The following is a 17289-nucleotide window of genomic DNA, read 5'->3' as shown; positions in this document are numbered from 1 at the left end:
ACATGACGGTGTCAGAACTCCTTCGACGGAGGGCTGCGGAGCAAGGCGAACGAGCGGCATATGCGTTTGTGTCGGAAGATGGATCGGATCAAAAGATGACGTATGGAGAATTGGACCGTCAGGCTCGGCAATGGGCGGCACTGCTTCAACAACGAGGAGCTACTGGGGAGCGCGCCTTGTTGCTCTATCCACCGGGGATGGAGTATATCGCTGCCTTTTTTGGATGTTTATACGCAGGTGTGATCGCAGTGCCGGCCTATCCGCCACGCGCAAACGGAAATTTGAGTCGCTTACAGGCGGTTGTGCAGGATGCGCAGGCGCGGTTTGCCTTGACCACCTCGGCCATTTTGAGAAGCGTGGAGACTCGTTTTGGTGATCGCCGTGAGTTGCAAGAGCTGGAATGGCTGGTGCCGATGAACGCGCTCGACGAGATGGAAGCGCAATATGTGCCGCCTGTGACGTCGGCGGCCGATTTGGCGTTTTTGCAGTATACGTCGGGGTCCACCTCGCTACCTAAAGGGGTGATGCTGACGCACGGGAATCTGTTGCACAACCTCGGAGAGATCGAACGGAGTTTTGGCACGTCGGCGGAAGATCGTTGTGTGATCTGGTTGCCCCCTTATCATGACATGGGACTGATCGGTGGAATCTTACAGCCGCTCTTTACTGGCTATCCGGTCACGCTGATGGCACCTGTCGATTTTATTCAGAAGCCTCTGCGATGGTTGGAGACGATTTCGCGCACGAAAGCGACCGTCAGCGGCGGGCCGAATTTTGCCTATGAACTGTGCTTGCAGAAAATCACACCGGAGCAGCGTGATACGCTCGACTTGAGTTCGTGGCAGATCGCGTTTACAGGTGCTGAACCGGTGCGGGCTGAGACCTTGCAGAAGTTTGCAGAGTTTTTTGCGCCGTGCGGATTTAAGAAGGAAGCGTTTTATCCGTGCTACGGCTTGGCTGAGGGCACCCTGTTTGTCTCGGGGGGCTTGAAAGGAGAAGCTCCAATCGTGCGGACATTCGATCGAGAGCACTTGAAGGAGCATCGAGCGGTCGAAGGTGACGGTCAGGAGATGGTGAGCAGCGGACGCCTGACTGGGAGCGGACAGACGGTGCTGGTCGTCGATGGGGAGACAGCATTGCCCTGTGCAGCGGGTAGCGTCGGTGAAATCTGGGTCGCTGGGCCGAGTGTGGCACGGGGCTACTGGCAGCGCAGCGAGCAGACGGAGCAAGCGTTTGCGGCTCGTCTGGCTTCGGGCGAAGGTCCGTTTTTGCGAACGGGAGACTTGGGTTTTGTCCAAGACGGTGAACTGTATATCACGGGACGGCAAAAGGATCTGATGATTGTCCGCGGACGCAACATTTATCCGCAGGATGTGGAGTTTGCTGTGCAGTCGGCACATCCGGCGGTGAAGAACAGCAACGGCGCCGCTTTTGCGGTTGACGTGGACGGCGAAGAGCGCGTGGTCGTGGTGCAGGAGATTGAGCGTGCTTTCCGCAAGGCCGAACTGGAAGCGGTGGTGCGTGCAGTCCGGCAGGCGGTGGCGGAAGAGCATGACCTCCAACTGTATGCTGTCCTGTTGCTGAAACCTGTTTCGATTCCGAAAACGTCGTCTGGGAAGGTGCAGCGCCATCTGTGCCAGGAACGCTTTTTACAAGAGGCGCTCGATGTGGTGTACGGAAGCGTGTTGGGCCAGGCGGAGCAGAGCGTGGCAGCTGCAAAAGAGATGACAGGACAGGTGGCGCAGCAGATAAGCTGTGAGGAGCTCTGCAACCTGCCGCACGGAGAAGCGCAGGCTGTGTTGACCGCTTATCTGGCGGCGAAGGCGGCAGAAGCGCTGCGCCTTGGCACGCAAGGGCTCGATGCCAGCCAGCCCCTGACGTCGCTCGGTATGGATTCGATCGCGGCAGTCGAACTGCAACATCGTGTGGAAGAGGAATTTGGCGTTGCCCTGCCGTTGGTTGAACTGCTTGATGGGTTGACCGTTGCGGGCATCGCCGAGCAGGTGCTTCAGCGGATCGAAAACGGGGCAGACGTGCAGGAGCTTGAGGCTAAGAGTGCCGCTTCGAATACGATCGCTCTGAACAAGGGGCAGCGGGCGCTCTTGTATTTGCAGCGGTTGGCTCCTGAGAGTGCGGCGTATAATATCGCGAGGGCGGCTCGCTTGACCGGACCCTATGAGGTGGAGCGCCTCCGCGCGGCGTTCGAAGCGTTAGCGGAGCGCCATCCACTTCTACGCGCCTTCGTTACGGAACAAGCAGGGGAGCCAGTCTTTTCTGTGAGCCGTGCGGACGAAGTATCGGTTGTCGTCGTCGATGCATCCACGTGGTCGGAGCAGGAGTTGCAGAACCAACTGCAGACATTTGGCGACCAACCCTTTGCGTTAGAGACGGAGTTCCCGTTGCGCGCCATGCTGTTCCTGCGTTCGGCACAGGAAGCTGTGCTGTTGCTGACCGTGCATCATCTCGTGTCCGACTTCTGGTCGCTTGGCGTGTTGGTCAAAGAATTGCAAGCGCTTTATGGCGGGGCAGAATTGCCTGCCGTATCTCGCAGTTTTGCCGATCATGTGCAGGAGGAAGCGGCGCTGCTCTCCGGGACACGCGGACGCGATTTGCGAGAGTATTGGATCGAGCAATTGCAGGGGAAGGCTCCGGTGCTCAACCTGCCGACCGACTTCTCTCGTCCACCGGAGCTGACGTTCGTGGGAACCGCAGTACCCTTTCAGGTGTCGCCGCAGTTGACTACGGCACTGCGGAGTTTAGCCAAAGAGCAAAAAGTGACCTTGCACATGGTGTTTTTGGCTGCGTTCCAAGTTCTTTTGCACCGCTATACCGGGCAGGACGAATTGGTGGTCGGCTCACCGACAGCTGGGCGAAACGGCGTAAAGAACGCCGAGTTGATCGGCTATTTTGTCAACCCGGTCGTGCAGCGCGCCGATTTTTCAGGACGACCGACCTTTGAAGCCTTTTTGCAACAAGTGCGTCGTACAGTGCTTGGGGCACTGGCGCATCAGGAGTATCCGTACCCGCTGGTGGCGCAGGAACTGGGCGCCGACCGCGACCCGAGCGATCCGCCGCTGGTACAGGTGATGTTCACCTACCAGAAATCGCATCTGGCTGAGCTGGGCGCAGACTTTGCAAAATTTGCATTGGGCGACGGTGGCACTCAGTTGCCATTTGGCGATCTGGTGATGGAAGCGGTCGAATTGCAACAGCGCTTTGTGCAGTCCGATCTGGCACTTTCGGTGGCGGAGACGGACGATGGGCTGACGGGGCGCATCGAGTACAACACCGACCTCTTTTTACCGGAGACGGCACAGCGGATGGCAGAACATTTCACCACGCTGTTAAGCGGTCTTCCCGAAGCTATAAAACGTCCGGTGGCGACGCTTGAGCTGTTGACAGAAGCGGAGAAGAATTGGCTTTTATATGGTTTGAATGACAAAGTCGCACCGTACCCGCATCACTTGACAGCGATCGATCTGTTCGATGAGCAAGCAGACAAAACACCGAATGATGCGGCGGTGATATTCAAAGGGGCGCGTCTGTCCTATCGCGAGTTGCAGGAGCAGGCGAATCGACTGGCCCACCATCTGCAAGAGAAAGGCGTTGTGCCAGGGCTTGCTGTCGGCTATTTTGCCGAGCGCGATCTAGAGTGGGCTGTGGCGGTGCTGGCCATCTTGAAGGCGGGCGGCATCTATGTCCCGCTCGACCCCAAATACCCGCTGGAGCGCTTGACCTTTATGGTGGAGGACACCGAGCCGCAAGTGATGCTGACAACCTCTGACCTCGTAGCAAAATTGCCTGCTCACACGTCGCAGGTCGTCTGCTTGGATACGGATCAAGACGTGATCAGGCTTGCGAGTACAGCGCCTGTGAAAAGCGGCTTGACGCCCGATGATGTGGCGTATGTGATCTTCACTTCCGGATCGACAGGTCGTCCTAAGGGAGCACAGGTCGAGCACAAAGGAATGCTCAACCACTTGCTTGCCAAAGTCGATGAACTACAGGTGACGCCAGCAGATCGGATTGCGCAAAACTCCTCCCAGTGTGTTGACATCTCGATGTGGCAGTTGCTGACTGGCTGGATGGCGGGAGCTGTGACGCACATTTTGCCAGACGAGGTGGCCTTTGACCCGGCTCGACAACTTGATGAGATGGAAGCGACACAATTGACCGTCGTCGAGACGGTGCCTTCTTTGTTGCGCGCGATGATCGATGAAGTGACAGAGCGGGAAACGCCGCCCGATCTGTCGGCGCTGCGCTGGATGATCCCGAACGGAGAAGTCCTGCCGCCGGAGCTGTGCCGAAAATGGCTGGCCTTCTATCCGAGCGCGTGGCTGATCAACGCGTATGGGCCGACAGAGTGCTCCGATGATGTGACGCACCATTTTATCAAAGAGCCGCCTGGTCAAGAGGTGACCAATATTTCGATCGGCCGCGTGATTCCGAATATGAAACTGTATGTGCTCGACGCACAGATGCAGTTGGTACCGCTTGGCGTGCCCGGTGAACTGCACATCGGCGGAATCGGGGTCGGGCCCGGCTATTTAAAAAATCCGGATCGCACGGCGCAGTCCTTCATTCCCGATCATATTTCGGGGAAACCGGGTGCGCGGCTGTATAAGACGGGTGACTTGGTGCGCTACCGTCCAGATGGTCTGCTGGAGTTTTTAGGACGGATCGATAATCAGGTGAAAATTCGCGGGTTCCGCATTGAGATCGGCGAGATTGAAACGGTGATCGCCAAGCATCCGGCCGTGGTGGAGACGGTCGTCGTGGCACGCGAGGTGCGACCGGGCGATAAGCGTCTGGCCGCCTATCTGGTGACGAAGCGAGATGCAACCATCACCCCGAGTGAGATGCGCGGGTTCGTAAGGGAGAAATTGCCGGAGCATATGGTGCCGTCTGCGTTTGTGATGCTTGCCGAACTTCCGCTGACTGCGAACGGCAAGATCAACCGCCGAGCGTTGCCTGCTCCCGATTTTTCCTTGCAAGACGAGGGGGAGTATCTCGCACCGCGCACGTCGGTCGAGGAACGGGTTGCGTCCGTTTGGGCGGATGTGCTTGACGTGGAAAAAGTCGGTGTGCACGATCAATTTTTCATGCTTGGTGGCCATTCGTTGCTGGCGACACAGGTCGTGGCGCGGGTGAACAAAGCGTTTGGTGTGCAAGTGCCGCTACGCACGCTGTTTGAAGCACCGACGGTGGCCGAGTTTTCGGAAAAGCTGGAGTGCCTGTTGGAATTGGAAGCGGAGCGAGAAAGGCTGCATGCGATCGTACCGATTTCACGCGTCGGTCAATTGCCGCTTTCTTCAGCTCAACAGCGGTTGTGGATGTTGGAGCAGATCAATCCGCAGTCGGCATTTTATAACATCCCGCACGCGCTCAGACTGCGCGGCCCGCTGGATGTCGAGGCGTTGAAACACAGTCTGCAAGCCATTTGGGAGCGGCATGAAGTATTGCGCACCACCTATCTTGAGCAGGACGGGCAAGCGGTGCAACAAGTGGCAGCGTTGGTCGGAGTGGAGGTGCCGCTTGTCGATCTGAGCACCTTGCAGGCGGAGGAACGTGAAGCAACGGCGGCGCGTTTGGCAGCAGAGCATGGCCAAAAGCCGTTCGATCTTGCGCAAGGGCCGATGCTTCGTTTGGCACTGCTGCGCTTGACCGAAACGGAGCACCTGTTGCTGTTCAACGTTCACCACATCGCGTTTGACGGCTGGTCGGTGGGGTTGTTTATCGAAGAGCTTGTCGCGCTGTACGATGCGTCGGTGCGCAGAGAAGCGGCTCTGTTGCCAGAGCTTCCGGTGCAATATGCCGATTACGCAGCGTGGCAACAACAGCGTTTGGCAGAACCTGCGCTGGTGCGTCAACTCGACTATTGGAAAGACAAATTGGGCGGCGAACTCCCGGTGTTACAACTTCCGCTCGACCGTCCGCGCCCGCCCGTGCAGACGCACGACGGGGCGGTGGAGCGTTTTGCATTCGATGCGGCGTTGACTGAGCAACTGCAAGAGCTGTCACAGCGTCACGGTGTGACCCTGTTCATGACCCTGCTTTGTGTCTATCAAACGATGCTTGCAAGGTATAGCTCGCAAGACGACATCCTCGTCGGCACACCGATCGCCGGACGGGGCCGGAGCGAGACAGAAAGGCTGATCGGCTTCTTCGTCAACACGCTGGTCATGCGCACCGATTTCTCTGGTGATCCGACGTTTGCAGACATGCTGCGTCGTGTCAAAGAAACGGCGCTCGGAGCGTACGAACATGAAGAAGTACCGTTTGAGAGACTGGTCGAGGAGTTGCAGCCAGAGCGCAATCGCAGTGTAGCGCCGCTCTTCCAAACGATGTTCGTCTTGCAAAATGCGCCCGCCTCCGAACTGCGCTTGCAAGGGTTGGTAGTGGAGCGTGTCCATGTCGAAACAAATACGGCCAAATACGATCTGACGCTCAGCCTGGAAGAGGGGGAACAGGGGCTAGTCGGAGAGTTTGAGTACAACACTCGTTTGTTCGACCGCACGACGATTTTACGTATGGTCGGACACTTCACCACACTGCTCCATGCGGTGTTGGCAGATGCTGAACAGACGATCTCTGCATTGCCGCTGTTGACCATCGCCGAGTCTCAGCAATTGCTTGGCGAGTGGATCGATCAGGAGCAAGAATTTCCAGCAGGATGCATCCATCACCTGTTCGAAGCGCAGGCAAAACTTCGTCCTGAGCATCCAGCTGTGCAATTCCGTGACGAGGTGCTGAGCTATCGGGAACTGAACGCGCGCGCCAATCGTCTCGCACGCCGACTGCAAGAGCAGGGGGTAGGTCCTGAAATTGTGGTTGGACTGTTCATGGAGCGCTCGCACGATCTGATCGTCGCCATGCTCGCCGTCTTCAAAGCGGGCGGCGCTTATCTGCCGCTTGACCCGGATTATCCAGAAGAACGCTTGCGGTACATGATCGCTGACGCTACCCCACAGCTGATTGTAACGATGACCAAAAATCGAGATGCAATGCCTGACGCGGGGACGCCTCTGTTCGTGCTCGATGAAGAAGCGACTGTCCAAGACCTGGCGCAAGCAGACGCGAGCAATCTCGTCTCGGAGGTCAAAGCTGACAATTTGGCCTACATGATCTACACCTCCGGTTCGACAGGGCGACCCAAAGGCGTCTTGATTGAGCATAGCGGTGTTGTCAACCTGGTCAGCGATCCGACTCATCTGTTTGATACGGACAGCCGTGTATTGCAGTTTATCTCGATCAATTTTGATGCTTCTGTGCATGAGATCTTTACGACGCTTTCGGTCGGCGCAACACTCGTTATCGCACACGAGGAAGTGCGGATGCCTGGGTGGGAACTGGTTCAATTTTTGCAGGAGCAAAAAATTACCCATCTCGATCTGGGGCCATCTGTGCTGACCGCGATTCCGGAAGCGGACTTTCCGTTCCTCCGAGTCGTGACAACCGGTGGGGAAGCGGTCATGCCGGAAGTGATCATGCGTTGGTCGAAAGGGCGGGTTTTGCAAAACCAATACGGCCCGACAGAGACCACCGTCAGCGCCACAAATGCACGTTATCAAAATGTGACGGAACTGCTTGTCACCGACATCGGTCGTCCGCTGCGCAACAAAAAGGCGTATATCCTCGACCGCAATCTGCGTCCGGTGCCTATCGGGGTGCAAGGCGAGCTGTTCATCGGCGGTGTCGGACTGGCGCGTGGGTATCTCAACCGCCCAGATCTGACCGCAGAAAAGTTCCTCCCCAATCCGTTTGCCGAAGGAGAACGCCTCTATCGGACGGGCGACCTCGGGCGTTGGCTTCCGAACGGGCGGATCGAATACCTCGGACGCACTGATGACCAAGTGAAATTGCGCGGTTTCCGCATCGAACTTGGCGAGATCGAAATGGTGTTGAGCAAGCATCCCGCCGTTTCGGAAACGGTAGTGATCGTCGTCGAAAACGAAAAAGGTATCAAGAGCCTCGCCGCTTATGTGGTCAGCAAACCAGATCAAGAGGTTACAAGTGCGGAGGTGCGCGGGTACCTAAAAGAAACGCTGCCCGAGCATATGATCCCAGCCGCATTTGTGTTCTTGGAAGCCATGCCGGTGAACCGCAACGGCAAAATCGATCGCCACGCGCTTCCTAAGCCGGAAAACCTGATCGCAGAAGCGATGCTGCTCGCGCCGCGCAACGCGGCGGAAGCAAAAGTTGCCGCCGTATTTGCCGAAGTGTTGGGCCAGCAGGCGGTGGGTGTGGAGGAAAACTTCTTCGAAATAGGCGGTCACTCACTGCTCGCGACGCAGGTGATCTCCAGACTACAGAATGCTTTTTCAAAGGAGATCCCACTGCGCACGCTGTTCCAAGCGCCGACGGTGGCCGAGTTGGCACAGGTGCTGTCCGAACAGCCAAGTCGAGAGCAAGCACCGCCGATCACTCGTGTTTCTCGCACCGAAGGGTTGCCGCTCTCATTCGCCCAACAGCGGCTGTGGGTGTTGGATCAGCTTGCCCCAGGCACCGCTCTGTACAACATGCCGGGGACTGTGCGCCTACAGGGCGAGTTGAACCGGATCGCACTGACGCGCAGTCTGCAAACGATCGTCGATCGCCATGAAGCGCTGCGCACCAGTTTTCCAGCGGTAAACGGGCTAGCGACGCAAGTGATCGCCGACTCCCAAATGGTCGAAGCCGCGTTTGCAGATGTCCAACAGCTGAGTGATGCTGAAGTCTTCCGCTTGGTCCGCGACGAGATGGAGACACCGTTCGATTTGACAACGGGGCCATTGGTGCGCTTCCGCCTGTTCCAGACGGCCGAGCAGGACCATCTGCTCGTACTGAACATGCATCATATCGTGACTGACGGTTGGTCGATGGGGATTTTCGTGCGCGAGTTTGCTGCGCTGTACGAATCATTTGTGACAGGGGGCGACCCCGCTCTGCCGGAGTTACCCGTACATTACGCCGACTATGCCGTCTGGCAACGCAACTGGTTGGATAGCGGCGTGTTGGAAGGGCAGCTCGACTATTGGCGAACAGCGCTGGACAGCTTGCCCGTTCTGCAACTGCCGACCGATCGTCCGCGCCCGCACATGCAGACACACGCCGGAGCAACCGAACGGTTCACCTTGTCCGAAAACTTGACTTCCAAGCTGCATGCGATCAGCCAGCAGCACGATGTCACGCTGTACATGACCTTGCTCGGCGCGTTTCAAATGTTGCTGATGCGCTGGAGTGGACAGGAAGACATTGCGGTCGGTTCACCGATCGCGGGACGCAATCAATTGGCGACAGAGAATCTGATCGGATTTTTTGTCAACACGCTCGTCCTTCGCACCGACCTGTCGGGCGCCCCGAGCTTTGTTGAGTTGCTCGAACGTGTCCGCAGCACGGCGCTTTCCGCCTATGAACATCAAGACGTACCGTTTGAAAAATTGGTCGAGGAACTGCAACCGGAGCGCGATTTGAGCCGTCCGCCGCTGGTGCAAGCGATGTTCGCCATGCAAAACGCGCCGTTCACCCGCGCTGAATTGCCAGGGCTGCAACTGATGCCAGTGGAGATCGAAGAGACGTTTGCCAAATTTGATCTGACCCTGTCGATGGAAGAAGTCGATGGGAAATTAACTGGCACCGTTGAATACGCGACCGACCTGTATGATCGCGAAACGGTGCGCCGTCTGATCGGGCATTTTGAAACACTGCTCGTTGCGATTTCCGATCATCCGGAGCAACTGATCACCAACTTGCCAATGCTTACCATAGCGGAGCGCGACCAGTTGTTGAGCGGCTGGAACGATACTCGCTCCGACTATCCGAACCAATGCATTCACCAACTGTTTGTAGCGCAGGCGGCCGCGACACCAGATGCGATCGCGCTTACATTCCAAGGTCAACATATGACCTATCGCGAACTTGATGAGCGCTCGAACCGCTTGGCACGCTACCTACAACAACAGGGCGTGTCGGCAAGAGACCTCGTCGGCTTGGCTTGTGAGCGCTCCTTTGCGATGATCACCGCGATGCTGGCTGTGCTAAAAGCGGGCGGGTCGCTCGTCGCCCTCGATCCGAGTTACCCGCAGGAGCGTTTGTCCTATTTGATGCAGGACTCTGGTGTACGTGTGTTGTTGACCCAAGCGCATCTCGTCGCCAAACTCCCATCCCATGAGGCACGCGTGATCCTGCTCGATGCGGATGCCGCTCGCTTTGAGGCGGAAAGTGCCGACCAGCTGGCATGCACGCTGAGCCCAGACGATGTTCTGCACGTGATCTACACCTCCGGTTCCACTGGCCAGCCGAAAGGTGTCATGGTATCGCACCGCGGCCTGGTGCGCTTGTTCAAGAACAACCCGACGGTTGACTATCATGAGGGTGAGACAACTTTGCAGTTCTCCTCGATCTCGTTTGACGCCGCGGGAATGGAAATTTGGGGCAGTCTGCTCAACGGAATGCGCTTGGTGATCTTCCCACCGTATCTGCCATCGCTTGAAGAGCTGGGCGAGGTGATTCGAAACGAGCAGGTTGGTTTGCTGTTCCTGACCACCGCCTTGTTCCACCAATTGCTCGACGAGCGTATCGACGACCTGCGCAATGTGAAGCAATTTATCATCGGCGGGGAAGCGATGTCTGCCGCACATGCCAACAAAGTGCGCACCCAACTGCCGACAACGCGTCTGACCAACCTGTACGGTCCGACCGAAGGGTCGATCTATGCGACCGCTTATCAGGTGCACGAGGCGAACCGAGAGCTGCAAGTTGTCCCGATCGGCCAGGCGGTGGCCAATGCCCAAGTCTACGTGTTGGACGCCAATGGCCAGCTACTGCCGGTCGGTGTGCCTGGCGAACTTTATATCGGGGGGGATGGGGTAGCACTTGGCTATCTCAACCAGCCGGAAATGACCGCTGAGCGCTTCCTGCCCCACCCGTTCAGTGAAAAACCGGAGGACCGCCTATACCGCACGGGTGACCTAGTGCGCCGTCTGGCCGATGGAAATCTCGAGTTTCTCGGTCGTCTTGACCACCAAGTAAAAATCCGTGGCTTCCGTATTGAGCTGAGCGAAATTGAAAGCATTCTCGGGCAGAACGCGCGAGTGCTGGACAGCATCGTCATCGCTCTGGACGGAAAACTGGTCGCTTATGTAGTGACTGATCCGAATGAAGAACTGACGGCAAGCGATCTGCGCGCCGCGCTGAAAGCGCGTGTCCCAAGCTATATGGTGCCTTCCGCCTTCGTGTTCCTGAACGCCTTGCCGCTTACGCAAAACGGCAAAGTGGACCGTAGAGCACTACCTACGCCAGACTGGTCCTCCTTTGGCGGAGAAGGGGAGTATCAGCCGCCGCGCAATGAGCGGGAACAACGGGTAGTCGAGATTTGGCAGGACGTGCTGAAACTGGAGCAGGTCAGCATTTTCGACAGCTTCTTCGAACTGGGCGGTCATTCGCTGCTCGCCACACGAGCGATCTCGCGGGTCAATGAGGCGTTCCATTTGCAACTTCCATTGCGCGTTCTGTTCGAAGCACCGTCAGCGGCCGCTTTAGCCGAGTCGATCGCTGAGGTGCTGGCTGCAGGTGATGACGTCTCTGCCTTGCCGATGGTGCCGATCGACAGAAGCGGAAAATTAGTTACTGCGTTCAACCAAGAGCGCGTCTGGTACCTCGACCGCATGGACCCAGGCACGCCGGCGTACAATGTGCCAACTGCGATGCGCTTGACCGGACCGCTCGACATCGACAGTTTAGAGAAGAGCTTCAACGAGATCGTCAGACGTCACGAATCGCTGCGCACCGTGTTTGGCGAGGAAGCGGGCAGCGTTTACCAGCGAATTCTTCCGAATCGTCACTGGCCGATTGCGTTCCACGACTTGCGCAACCTCTCTGCCGAACTGCAGGAAGCGGAAGTGAAACGACTGCTCAGCCAAGAAGCGCAAACCAACTTCGACCTGACGACTGGCCCGCTGTTTTCCACGGCACTGCTGCAAGTGGGTGAAGAGGACTACATTTGGTCGCTAACCATTCATCACATCATTACCGATGGCTGGTCGATGGGTGTTTTCTCCAAAGAATTAGCTGTGCTCTATACCGCGTATTCGACAGGGCAGGAATCGCCGCTTCCGGAACTGGACATCCAGTTTGCCGACTACTCGGCTTGGCTTCGCAACTGGTTGCAAGGGGATGTGTTGGAAGCAAAATTGCAATATTGGGAGCATCAGTTGGGTGGCAGTGCATCCCAGCAGTATCCGACCGACTTGCCGCGCCCGGAACAGTCGAGCAAGCGGGGTAAGACCTTGAATTTTGAGCTGTCGTCAGAACTGACCAATCGGATCAACGAACTGAGCGCTCGGCAGGGGGTCACGCTGTTCATGACGCTGATGAGCGCCTACCAGCTGCTGCTTTCCCGCCTGAGCGGTCAGAACGACATCGTTGTCGGTTCCCCGGTGGCGAACCGCTACCGTCAGGAGACGGAGGAGATGATCGGGTATTTTATCGGCAATGTCCCGATGCGCGGCGATCTTTCTGGCGATCCGACGGTCAGCGAATTGTTGCAACGCATCCGTCGATCCACGCTCGGTGCGTACGAGCATCAGATGGTGCCGCAGTTCCTGATCTCACAAAGGTTGCAGAGCAAATCGGCGCTGTATAACGCCTTGTTCATCTTGCAAAATATGCCGCTGCAACAGCCTGACTTGCCGGGAGTGGCAACTTCGGTGCTCTCTCCGGAGATGGAAGTGGCAAAATTCGACCTGACGATCACCATGATCGAATCGGACGGACGTTTGCAAGGGTTCCTCGAGTTCAGCACCGATCTCTACCTGCTCGCGACGGCGCAACGACTCATCGAGCAATACCAATCGATTCTGGTCGCTTTCGTAACCGATTCGGAGCAGTCGATCTCCGAGATTCAACTTCCATAACGGGAAACAAAGAAACCGCCGTGCAAACGGCGGTTTCTTACGCTTTCATCTTCTGTTGTCGATACCAGGCCAGAAAGGCGAGGAACGGGATCTTGTCTGCAAATGCTTCGTACTGTTGATAGCCTTTCCGGAAGAAATAGTATCCGATCAGGCTCAGCACCAGCAGGTGGATCGAATAATACTCAAATTCGCGGCCCAACAAGGGGCCGAGCAGCATTTCACCGACCAAGTAGACTGCGTACAGCAACCCGAGGATCGCAAGCGACCGCATCATGTTGGCGAGGGCTAAGAACACATCGCGCTTGGTCATCTTGTCCTGCACCGGAGAAAATGCGAGGTTGAACAGTTCCGGGTCATTGGGATGCACGGGCCGTCCATAAAAGTCGCTGAGCGCAGAGAGGATCGCCTCACTCATCTCATTGGTAAAATTCAGTTTGGTCATACGCCCTTCGAGCGCTTTTTTGCGACGGCTCTTGCGGCGACCGAACTGCAACATCCACCGTGTCAGCGGCTCCGCTTCGATCATTCGTGCGATCTGAGCCAACAACTGTCCGACGATGTATCCGACGACCAGCATCAAAGCGAGCGTTCCCACTTCCATGTTGTTGTCCCAAAATGGCAACCACGGTGCTTCCCGCTCGATGATCGCCATCAGCAGGACGCCAGGGAAGAGCACGGCGATAAAATCATAAATTTGCAACGGCAAATTCAAGCCAACACCTCCTTACGTATCCTCCGCGATATCTATTTTCAATTCTGGTTCCCAAAACGTATAGCGCCCGCTCGGACTGGCTACTAAATAGAACCCATCTGGCCTCGTCAATTGCCAGTTATCTGAAAGCGTGCTGGAACATATCACTTCCAGATACAGGTCGTCACGCAATTCCACCGTCAGATCGGACGGAAATTCGCGATGCAAAACGGCGGTCACCGTACATCCCATCAGGTCTTGCCTAAGACGGGGCAACGCTTCTGCATCATATTTTCCATACAATATGTATTCCCTAGTGCGCACTCTCCAAAAACACTCGATATGGAGTGCGCCATAACTAAACTTTAAGTGAGAGGAAAGATTGTCGAACTCAACGGAATTCACGATCTGTCCCGCGAAGAGTGAAAAGTCGATTGAACTGTTCATCAAAAACTACCTTCTTTTGGAATAGAGTCTTTTCATATCTTAACACTTTTCTGAACATGAGAATAGTGGGGAACGTAAAAGCCCCTCCAACCACACGTTGGCAAACTAGCAAGCAACCGATTACGGCAGGGGAGGGTGATGTCAAAACCTTTCAAGAAGGAGTATACGACATCGGAGCGGGTAAAATCCACGGCAAGGTACTTCCAGCTGTCATGAAAGCGTGCAAAAGCAGAGCAGTTTCTGCTCCGACTAGGCGCAAGAGTTGAAGGGGTCTTTTTTTACCTATTTGAAACGTGTAAGATGGTAGATAATCAATGACAGACACCAAGGAGGAGCCATCATGATCCGACCAGCTCGCAAAGAAGACGTCCAACCTGCCATCGCACTGATCTACGCCACGATCGGAAATATCGGCAACACGCTCGCCGGAACTGACGACCCGGTAGAAGTGACTCGGGTGTTGGAAAGTTTCTTCATTCAAGAAGGCAACCGTCTCAGCTACGAGAACACCCTGATCAAAGAACAAGAAGGACAAGTCGTCGGCGTTCTCGTCTCCTATCTGGGGAGCCAAACGTACAAGTTGGATCAACCGTTTCTCGATCGTCTGATCGCACAAACGGGCGACCCGACGCTTACGATCACCAAAGAAGCGAAAGATGATGAATACTACCTCGATACGATCGCAGTCGCCTCTGCCTATGAGGGACGTGGGTTCGGTACCGAACTGATGCGAGCGTTTGAAGACAAAGCGCGCTTGGAAGGACAGCAACGGTTAGCTTTGCTCGTTGAACAAAACAATGAGCGAGCTCGCCGTTTATATGAGAAAAGAGGTTTTCTGGCCGATGAATCACTCACAGTAAGTGGTTACCTGTTCGATCATATGGTGAAACCACTTTTCTAAATCATGGTAATTTGCGATAATGAATAGCAAAGGGGGCGATCGAAAAGGATGAATACCCTAACTTTGCTAATCATTCCGCTGTTCTATTTGATCTTGCTGCTTAGCCTTTATTTGGGGGTCATGGGCGTGATCAAGCGTTCGATTCCCAGTCTGTTGGCAAGTGCAGGAATTGGTTGTGTTGCTGCGTATGTATCGATGTGGTCAATCGGTCGCTTCCTCATCGTGATACCGATCTTGGCCTTGAGCTTCGCAGGCTTCTATCTGTTCAAGAATCGTACAATGACAAAAGCCCGCCGATAACAGGCGGGCTTTTCTATGTGTGCGTGTGAGAACATGCACTCAGGAACTAGACATGAAATTTACCAATCAGCACTTGTAATTCTTCCGAAGTTTGCGCGAGGTGTTCAGCAGAGGCGCGAATCTCTTCCATCGAGGCCAGTTGCTCTTCGGCTCCGGCCGATACGTTGTGCGCAGCTATCGACGTTTCGTTTGTGATGTTGGCAATCGCATCGATCGATTGCACGGCTTGCTCCGTACCGGCATACATTTGTTGGACGGCTGCCGATACTTTTTGAATCTGGAGGCTGACCGCTTGCACCGCGTGATTAATCTCTTGGAATGACGCTCCAGCCTGATCGACTTGCGTGATGCCTGCTGCGACCTCGGCCGAGCTGGTTTCCATCGTGCGAATCGTTTGCTTCGAGTTCGACTGAATCTCTGTTGCCAATTCCGAAATCTGTTTGGCGGAGCGTGTGGTACCTTCTGCAAGCTTACGAACTTCACCTGCTACGACGGCAAAGCCACGACCATGCTCACCAGCCCGCGCCGCTTCAATCGCAGCGTTTAGTGCCAAGAGGTTCGTTTGCTCCGCGATGTCTGAGATCACGGTGACGATCTCACCGATGCGTTGTGAATTTCCGCCAAGCTTCTCCACTTCGTCAGCTAAGACATGCATGGTGGAGTTAATCGAACTCATCTGAGTAATTGCCGTTTGAATGGCTGTGTTGCCCTCTGTCGCGAGTTGGGAAGCGTGCGTGGCGCTATGCGAGACATCGGTTGCATATGATGCGATCTGTTGGGCACCAGCAGATAGTTCCTCAATGAGCTGTGAGCTCTGTTCGATACTTTGAACCTGCTTGTAGGAGCCTTCTGCAACATCTTGGATAGTCACCGCAATGTGTTCCGATGCTTCGCTGGTCTCAGCCGCACTTGCCGACAACTGTTCCGAAGCGGCAGCCACTTGCTCGGTGGTGAGAACCGTTTTGCGAATCAAGCTTTGCATCGTGTCGAGCATGGAATTGAAGGCGGAGGCCAGTTGGCCTAGCTCATCTCGCCCGGTGTTCTCGAAGCGAACGGTCAAGTCGCCTGCGTTGCCCGACAACTCGCGCATTTTCGTTACGACATTCATCAACGGCCGAATGATCGAGCGGGCGATGCGGGCAATCATGATACTGCCGGCCACCAAGGCGAAAATCGCAAAACCGAGCGCGAAATAGGAACGTGTCTGGATCAGTTTCTGCGTCTCAGCTAAAGCCTGTGCGTTTTGCCGATACTGGATTTCTTTGAATTCTTGCAGTTTATCTGCGAACAATTTGTGAGTCAGCGTGTATTCACCTTCATACATAACGGTAGCAAGTGAAAGATCTGTGCTGGACAGATCGATGATTTGCGTTTCCAGCGAGTCTAGTGAATCGGCTTTTTGATTTAAATCCTCAAAGATTTCCTTTTCCGGTGCGGTTGAGAGCAACGGTTCGATCTCCGTGGCGAGTTGAATGATCTCTTCTAAGTCTTGCGCATATCGCTTTTGTTCAGTGAGATTATTGGGGCTGAGCAACAAGCCGCGCACGGAGAAGGATCGGGATAAGTCTTTGTATTGAATTTCTTGGGCGAGCGATAGTTTGCGGGCATTGAGATCCGCATATTCCTCAAACGTCATTTTGACTCGATCAAGGGAGATAAACATCAGCCATGCAGACAGAATCGTAAACAAAAGGGAGGAGCCGAGCCCGAGAAGGAGTTTTTGGCGTATGGTGAGTTTCATAGGAGGAACGACCGCCTTTCTAGTTTGTCTTTCGTCGGAATTTTCAAATTTAATTAAAGGATTCCGCGCCCTGTCCTTTTGCATAAGTGTACACCGTGTAAACGAAGGGGTCAATAGAATGGGTAATATTTGTTTACTATAAAAGTTAATTATGTTTTTGTGTGATTTGTGAATCTACTAAATTTCATGTGTGAGAGAGGGGAATGAAGGAGGAGTGTATCGATTTTTTCTTTTCGGGGCTGTTCAATCGGTTACCGAAGCTGACCCACGAAAAACAGCTTGAACAGCACAGAAACCGCCGTTCAGGAAGCTCGAC

At 55.2% G+C, this 17289-nt stretch carries 6 protein-coding genes; 3 read left to right on the top strand and 3 right to left on the bottom strand.

Going from position 1 to position 17289, the window contains the following annotated elements:
• The first annotated feature begins 2 nt into the window (after positions 1-2).
• Entirely contained in the window at positions 3-12893 is a 12891-nt protein-coding gene (locus tag CIG75_RS10705; protein WP_094236661.1) for a non-ribosomal peptide synthetase, read from the top strand.
• Positions 12894-12930: 37 nt separating this feature from the next.
• On the opposite strand, the gene CIG75_RS10700 is transcribed toward CIG75_RS10705, so the two are convergent.
• Together CIG75_RS10700 and CIG75_RS10695 are read right to left on the bottom strand one after the other, a co-directional pair.
• Positions 12931-13605, bottom strand: coding sequence for a hypothetical protein (locus CIG75_RS10700; RefSeq protein ID WP_094236660.1), 675 nt, complete (start codon positions 13603-13605; stop codon positions 12931-12933).
• 12 nt (positions 13606-13617) lie between these two features.
• On the bottom strand, positions 13618-13887 hold the full coding sequence (locus CIG75_RS10695; RefSeq protein WP_157729508.1) for a hypothetical protein: 270 nt from the start codon (positions 13885-13887) through the stop codon (positions 13618-13620).
• 484 nt (positions 13888-14371) lie between these two features.
• Between CIG75_RS10695 and CIG75_RS10690 the strand changes: the two genes are divergently transcribed.
• Positions 14372-14932: a GNAT family N-acetyltransferase gene (locus CIG75_RS10690; protein WP_094236658.1), complete on the top strand. Its 561-nt coding sequence runs from the start codon at positions 14372-14374 to the stop codon at positions 14930-14932.
• Positions 14933-14980: 48 nt separating this feature from the next.
• A complete protein-coding gene (locus CIG75_RS10685) occupies positions 14981-15232 on the top strand; it encodes a hypothetical protein (RefSeq protein ID WP_094236657.1) in 252 nt (83 codons plus the stop codon).
• A 46-nt stretch (positions 15233-15278) separates the two neighbouring features.
• On the opposite strand, the gene CIG75_RS10680 is transcribed toward CIG75_RS10685, so the two are convergent.
• Positions 15279-16973 (bottom strand): methyl-accepting chemotaxis protein, encoded by a 1695-nt coding sequence (locus CIG75_RS10680; RefSeq protein WP_172844449.1) that lies wholly within the window; start codon positions 16971-16973, stop codon positions 15279-15281.
• Positions 16974-17289: the final 316 nt, after the last annotated feature.

It is taken from the genome of Tumebacillus algifaecis (genome assembly GCF_002243515.1).
Taxonomy (GTDB): Bacteria; Bacillota; Bacilli; order Tumebacillales; family Tumebacillaceae; genus Tumebacillus_A; species Tumebacillus_A algifaecis.
This window is presented reverse-complemented; position numbering and strand designations above follow the sequence as displayed.

What these genes read in the sequence shown, in the direction of transcription:
- CIG75_RS10705 (WP_094236661.1), top strand. Translation starts at nt 3, where the DNA reads ATGACGGTGTCAGAACTCCTTCGACGGAGGGCTGCGGAGCAAGGCGAA.
- CIG75_RS10690 (WP_094236658.1), top strand. Translation starts at nt 14,372, where the DNA reads ATGATCCGACCAGCTCGCAAAGAAGACGTCCAACCTGCCATCGCACTG.
- CIG75_RS10685 (WP_094236657.1), top strand. Translation starts at nt 14,981, where the DNA reads ATGAATACCCTAACTTTGCTAATCATTCCGCTGTTCTATTTGATCTTG.
- CIG75_RS10680 (WP_172844449.1), bottom strand. Translation starts at nt 16,973, where the DNA reads ATGAAACTCACCATACGCCAAAAACTCCTTCTCGGGCTCGGCTCCTCC.